5 protein-coding genes and 1 pseudogene are annotated in these 6194 nt (G+C 58.1%); 4 read left to right on the top strand and 2 right to left on the bottom strand.

Annotated elements, in window-relative coordinates; genetic code table 11:
* The first annotated feature begins 57 nt into the window (after positions 1-57).
* The 3 genes from ACJO5Y_RS19230 (at position 58) to ACJO5Y_RS19220 (ending at position 3424) form a co-directional block, all read left to right on the top strand.
* The gene (locus ACJO5Y_RS19230; RefSeq protein ID WP_406989458.1) at positions 58-966 is read left to right on the top strand and encodes an NAD(P)-dependent oxidoreductase; all 909 of its coding nucleotides are present in this window, start codon (positions 58-60) and stop codon (positions 964-966) included.
* A gap of 306 nt (positions 967-1272) precedes the next feature.
* The gene (locus ACJO5Y_RS19225) at positions 1273-1953 is read left to right on the top strand and encodes a winged helix-turn-helix domain-containing protein (protein ID WP_406989457.1); all 681 of its coding nucleotides are present in this window, start codon (positions 1273-1275) and stop codon (positions 1951-1953) included.
* Positions 1940-3424 carry a HAMP domain-containing sensor histidine kinase gene (locus ACJO5Y_RS19220; RefSeq protein WP_406989456.1) on the top strand — a complete coding sequence of 495 codons (1485 nt, stop codon included), beginning with the start codon at positions 1940-1942 and terminating at the stop codon, positions 3422-3424. The genes ACJO5Y_RS19225 and ACJO5Y_RS19220 overlap by 14 nt, the downstream gene beginning before the upstream one ends.
* A 12-nt stretch (positions 3425-3436) precedes the next feature.
* Here ACJO5Y_RS19220 and ACJO5Y_RS19215 read toward each other — a convergent pair whose 3' ends face one another.
* Positions 3437-3688 carry a hypothetical protein gene (locus ACJO5Y_RS19215; protein WP_406989455.1) on the bottom strand — a complete coding sequence of 84 codons (252 nt, stop codon included), beginning with the start codon at positions 3686-3688 and terminating at the stop codon, positions 3437-3439.
* A gap of 428 nt (positions 3689-4116) precedes the next feature.
* Here ACJO5Y_RS19215 and ltrA point away from each other — a divergent pair.
* Positions 4117-5135: pseudogene (ltrA, locus tag ACJO5Y_RS19210) on the top strand (group II intron reverse transcriptase/maturase); the annotation flags it as partial.
* A 171-nt stretch (positions 5136-5306) separates the two neighbouring features.
* Here the strand turns inward: ltrA and ACJO5Y_RS19205 are convergent.
* Positions 5307-6194 (bottom strand): electron transfer flavoprotein-ubiquinone oxidoreductase (locus ACJO5Y_RS19205; RefSeq protein WP_406985275.1); only part of this gene is annotated, 888 nt, incomplete at its 5' end.

Genomic DNA, 6194 nt, shown 5'->3' with positions numbered 1-6194 from the left:
GTTTTGGAAACGCCTGCCCACTCGCTTCTCCAACATTTGGAGTAAGGTTCGACAATTATGACTACGAAACGTCCTCACATTGCTTTTTTGGGCATCGGTTTGATGGGTGCGCCTATGACACGGAATCTTCTGGATGCCGGGTTTTCCATGACTTTGTGGAACCGTACCGCCAGTAAGTGCGATCCGTTCAAGGATGAGGTCACCATTGCGGATTCACCAGAACAGGCCGTCCGGGATGCGGATGTCGTCATTACCATGCTGGAAAACAGCGATGTGGTGGAGCAGGTGCTGGTAGAGCAGGGAGCAATCGCGGCATTGAAGCCTGACACACTGGTGATCGATATGAGCTCTGTTCAGCCGTCTGTAGCACGTCGTCACGCCGAACTTGCGGCGGAAAAGGGAGCGGGCTATGTGGATGCACCGGTGTCGGGTGGAACGGTGGGGGCGACCGAGGCCCGTCTGAGCATCATGGCTGGTGGTTCGGAGCAGGATGTGGACCGCGCCCGCCCTGTTTTCGAGGTGCTCGGCAAGTGCACCAGGATCGGTCCTGTTGGCTCCGGACAGTTGGCCAAGCTGGCCAATCAGGCGATTGTGGGCATCACTATTGGGGCGGTGTCGGAAGCGTTGTTGCTGGCGGCGAAAGGCGGTGCCGATCCGGCGGCGGTGCGGGAGGCGTTGATGGGCGGTTTTGCCGGCAGCCGTATTCTGGAATTGCATGGCCAGCGCATGATTGATCGTGATTTCGCGCCTGGCGCGCCGGCCCGTATTCAGCTCAAGGACATGCGGATGATTCTGGATGAGGCCAGGGCCGAGAACCTGACCCTGCCGCTGGCGCAGCAGGTGCATAATGAATACCAGTCACTGGTGGCCAATGGTCATAGTGATGTCGACCACAGCGGCCTGTTGCTGGAGCTGGAGCATCTGAATGGCGCCTTGATGGGCACTCTCGGAAAACCGGGAAAATAATCATGCCGAGCGTTGCTGCTAATCTGTATGTTGGGGTTTTCCTTGATAGCTCTGCCCGGGACCGGTGAAATTAACTTTTCGAATGTTTTTCGGGGGCTGGATAAACTGGGGTACAAAGGCTGATTGAGTGCGGGGTATCGCCCCGCAACCACGACGGCTGAGAGCCTGGTTGGTTTCAGAAGGTGTCGTGACCGTCGCCATAGGCGACACCCTCTTACAAGATCGTAACTGGCCGGGTTGCCGACTTCTTCGTACCCTGTTTGTAATGTAATCCTTAAAGTAATCCGCTATCGGGAGGACAAACCGGTGAAAGCGCTGGTAATTGAAGACGATCAGGATGTAGCAAGCTACCTTGTCAAAGGCCTGAAGGAGTCGGACTTCGTGGTCGACCATGCGGCCGACGGCAAGGAAGGGATGATGATGGCGGCCAGTGAGGATTACGACATCATGATCGTGGACCGCATGCTGCCGGGGATGGATGGACTGGCGATCATCAAGACCGTACGGGCCACCGGAAACCAGGTGCCGGTGCTGATCCTCAGCGCGCTGGGCGATGTGGATGACCGGGTTGAGGGGCTGCGTGGCGGTGGTGATGATTACCTGACCAAGCCGTTCTCGTTTACCGAACTGCTGGCCCGCATTGAATCGCTGGTGCGTCGTAACCGTCAGTCGGCGGAGACCGAAACCGTGCTGCGGGTGGCGGACCTGGAAATGGACCTGCTGGCGCGAACCGTCAAGCGGGCTGGTCAGAATATTGATGTGCAACCCCGGGAATTCCGTCTGCTGGAATACCTGATGCGCAACGCCGGCCAGGTGGTGACCCGCACCATGCTGCTGGAAAAAGTCTGGGACTATCATTTTGATCCCCAGACCAACGTGATTGACGTGCATATCAGCCGGCTGAGAGCCAAGATCGATAAGGAATTCGAGACTCCGTTGCTGCAGACCATACGGGGTGCAGGGTATATGCTGCGTGAAACTGCTTAGCCAGCTCCGGACGTCGTCCTTCCAGTTAGCACTGTTGTACATGGTGGTGTTTGCCACCTCGGTATTCCTGCTATTGGCGTTCATTTACTGGCGCACTGCCGGTTTCATGACCGCCCAGACGGACCAAACCATCGAGGCCGAGATCGCCGGTCTCGCGGAGCAATACCGCGGTCGCGGCATTAATGGTCTGATTACCATTATCCGCGAGCGTGTGGCGCGGGATCCCAACGCCAAATCCATCTATCTGCTCACCACTGATGACTTCCTCAAACTGGCCGGCAATATCGAAACCTGGCCGGAGGGTGCGCGGTCGGAAAGTGGCTGGATCAATTTCACCCTGAACGAGTCGGTGGGCTGGCGAGGCCCGGAACGCCTGGCCCGTGCCCGTATCTTCGAGGTACAGGGAGGGTTGCGGTTGCTGGTCGGCCGCGACGTGGATGAACTCACCAACCTCAAGCGCGTCATTGAAACCGCCATTAACTGGGGGATGGGCATTACCCTGGCACTGGCCCTGCTGGGCGGCTTCCTGATGAGTCGAAGTACGACCCGGCGCATAGAAGTGATCAATAATACCTCCCGGCGAATCATGAACGGCCACCTGTCGCTGCGTATTCCCACCCGGGGTACCGACGATGATTTTGACCAGCTGGCGGAGAACCTGAATCAGATGCTGGACCGGATCGTCTACCTGATGGAAGGCATCCGCCACGTCTCCGATAGTATTGCCCACGACCTGCGAACCCCGCTGACCCGGTTGCGTAACCAGCTCGAGAACACCCTGATGTCTGTCGATAACGACGAGGCCCGGGAGCAGGCCGGCCGCGCGGTGGCCGAGGCGGATCAACTGCTGGCCACGTTCAACGCCCTGTTGCGGATCGCGCGGCTGGAAACCCGGGGCAACACCGCGGACATGAAGCCTGTGTCCCTGGATGGTCTGGTGAGCGATGCCTGCGAACTCTACGAAGCGCTGGCGGAAGACAAGGATCAGGTGTTCGAGCAGTCCCTGGAAAGTCAGGTGATGATTGAAGGTGATCGGGACCTGCTGTTCCAGATGGTCAGCAATCTGATCGACAACGCCATCAAATATACCCCGGAAACGGGCGCCATTCGGGTGGCGGTTCGCCGTGAGGGTGACGATTGCCTGTTTGAAGTCAGCGACAGTGGAATCGGTATACCGGATGACGAGAAGGAACAGGTCTTCCAGCGTTTCTATCGGGTCGGCAAGAGCCGTTCATCACCCGGTAATGGGCTGGGACTGAGTCTGGTGAGTGCCGTGGCGGAAATTCATCAGGCAAGGATTGAGCTGTCGGACCACCGGCCGGGAGAGGAGAATCCCGGGCTGACGGTGACTATTCGCCTGCCAGCCTATGTGGTTGAGAAGAAGCGTATTCGCACAACCCAGGCTGATCCGCAGGATGGAGCGGATGGCGGGGAGCAGAGAAACTCCCCGTCGGAACTTTCAAAAGTCTGATCAAGGGTCTGATCAGCTGGCAGCGCCGCGGAAGCGGTTGACCTGATTCAGCACCGGACGCACAAGGCTCTCAACCTGGGCGCGCCGGCGATCCAGTCGAACCTGAATGCTGTCCCACTCACCTTCCAGGTGCTTTTGTTCCAGCATGATGAAGGCGGCCAGATTGTGTCGGTTCACCTTACCGGTGATGCCGTACTGGTCCAGCCGGTAACCCAGGGCGTCCAGGCTGTTCAGGGCAGTGTTCATCAGTTTCTGGGTGTTCATGCGTGTTCCCCGTGATCATTGTGGAAAGGTTTCAAATATACTGACCTCAAACGCTATTCCCATTCTCTAGAGTGCGCAACCTAATCCGCAGGCTGACGACCATATCCCTGACCAAAACGTAATTCACCGGCCACGCCCGTGTAATCCCCACTGTGCATAATGGAAACTGTAGATTTGGAGGCCGGCAGTCAACACTGCTTGCTTCTCCCTCCAGCACAGCGCTAGCCTTACCCCGTTTTTACGGGGTTTTTTTGTGCGCCTGGCACGGGCGCACTCCTGGAGGTGAAAGTCCTCCCGTGAGCTGGCCACAGCGAACGAAGTGAAGCGCAACTGCGGAAGGGCGACCGATCGTGGGGAGAAAGCGTGGAGCGTAAACCGTGAGCCGATGGACAAGAACCGAATACAAGGCGCTGCCGGGCAGGGCGAGCGTGCAAGAAGCCGCGAAGCTCTTGTGGCCAAGGCGAAGCCTGCTGGAACAGGTCTTCGCACGAGAGAATATGCAACGGGCATGGAAGTGCGTGAAGGCCAACAAGGGAGCGGCGGGTATCGGCGGCCTGGATATAAACCAGACGGCCGAATACCTACAATGGGCGTGGCCGGAGCTTCGCCAGCAACTGCTGGAAGGTTCCTACCGGCCACAACCCGTTCGTCGGCTAGGCATCCCGAAACCGGACGGCAGTGAACGGGAACTGGGTATACCACCGTCACCGACTGTCTGATTCAACAGGCACTGCTGCAAGTCTGCAACCTCTGATGGATCCCACCTTCAGCGAGCACAGCCATGGCTTCCGTCCGGGCCGTCGGGCCCACGACGCCGTGTTAGCTGCGCAGCGCTACGCCCAACAGGGCCGCCATATCGTGGTGGACGTCGACCTGTCGAAGTTCTTCAACCGGGTCAACCACGACATCCTGATCGACCGCCTGAGAAACGCATAAACGACCCTGGAGTCATCCGGCTGGTACGTGCGTATCTGAACACGGGCATCATGGATGGCGGCGTGGTCATGGATCGGCATGAGGGTACGCCGCAAGGCGGGCCACTGTCGCCGTTGCTGGCCAACGTTCTGCTGGACGAGGTGGATAAAGAGCTGGAACGCCGGGGGCACTGCTTCGCTCGTTACGCCGATGACTGTAACGTCTACGTTCTCAGTCACAAGGCGGGAGTACGGGTCATGCAGTTACTCCGCCGCTGTTATGGAAAGTTGCGCCTGGTGATTAACGAAGCCAAGAGCGCGGTGACCAGCGTGTTCGGTCGCAAGTTCCTCGGCTATGCCCTCTGGCAAGGGAGGGATGGAGACTTCGACGAGCGGTATCAACCAAGGCGTTACAGGCGTTCAAGCGGAGGATCAGGCAACTGACCCGCCGCAATGGCGGGCGCAGTATTGAACAGGTGGTAGAGAAACTCCGCAGCTACCTGCTGGGATGGAAAGGGTACTTCCGGCTGGCGCATCGCGACGCCGATTAAGAGGGGAGGAGACCATCTCAGTGACCTACACGGATGTTGGGTTAATCTCCGGTAGGTCGGATTAGGCGAAGCCGTAATCCGACATCTAAAAATCCGACACCCCAAACAAAAAAACGACCCATAAAGGGCCGTTTTTTGTACCGGAAACCGAACTTACATGTTCGGATAGTTGGGCCCGCCGCCCCCTTCCGGAGTCACCCAGTTGATGTTCTGGGCAGGATCCTTGATATCACAGGTCTTGCAGTGAACACAGTTCTGGGCGTTGATCTGGAACTTCTTGCCGCTGCCGTCTTCGGCTTCAACCACCTCGTATACGCCGGCCGGGCAGTAACGCTGCGCGGGCTCGTTGTACTTGGGCAGGTTGTCCTTCAGCGGAATGTCCGGATCGGTCAGTTTCAGGTGAACCGGCTGATCTTCCTCGTGGTTGGTGTTGGAAATGAACACCGACGACAGCTTGTCGAAGGTCAGGGTGTTATCCGGTTTCGGGTAATCGATCTTCTTGGCCTCGGACGCCGGCTTCAGGGTGGCGTAATCCGGGATGGTGTCGTGCAGGGTGAACGGCAGGCTGCGATGCAGGATGTTCTGCTCGAAGAAGGCGATGCCGCCGCCAACCACATTACCGAATTTGTGCATGGCCGGGCCAAAGTTGCGCTCGTCATACAGTTCTTTGTAGAGCCAGCTGTCCTTGAAGCGATCGGCAAAGCTGGTGATTTCCTCACCGGACTTGCCTTCCTTCAATGCTTCGAACACCGCTTCCGCGCCCAGCAGGCCAGATTTCATGGCGGTGTGGGAGCCCTTGATCTTGGAGAAATTCAGGGTGCCGGCATCACAGCCCAGCAACAGGCCACCCGGGAAGCTCATCTTCGGCAGGGAGTTGAAGCCGCCCTTGGTGATGGCGCGGGCACCGTAGGAAACACGCTTGCCGCCTTCCAGATACTGTTTGAACTCCGGGTGCAGCTTGAGGCGCTGGAATTCATCGAACGGGCTCAGGTGCGGATTGCTGTAGGACAGGTCGGTGATCAGGCCGACATAGACCTGGCC

This window comes from Marinobacter alkalisoli, assembly GCF_045449855.1.
In the GTDB taxonomy this organism is placed as follows: Bacteria; Pseudomonadota; Gammaproteobacteria; order Pseudomonadales; family Oleiphilaceae; genus Marinobacter.
This window is presented reverse-complemented; position numbering and strand designations above follow the sequence as displayed.

Bases quoted from the DNA above. Each gene is read 5' to 3' on its own strand.
- ACJO5Y_RS19230 (WP_406989458.1), top strand. From the start codon at position 58: ATGACTACGAAACGTCCTCACATTGCTTTTTTGGGCATCGGTTTGATG.
- ACJO5Y_RS19215 (WP_406989455.1), bottom strand. From the start codon at position 3,688: ATGAACACCCAGAAACTGATGAACACTGCCCTGAACAGCCTGGACGCC.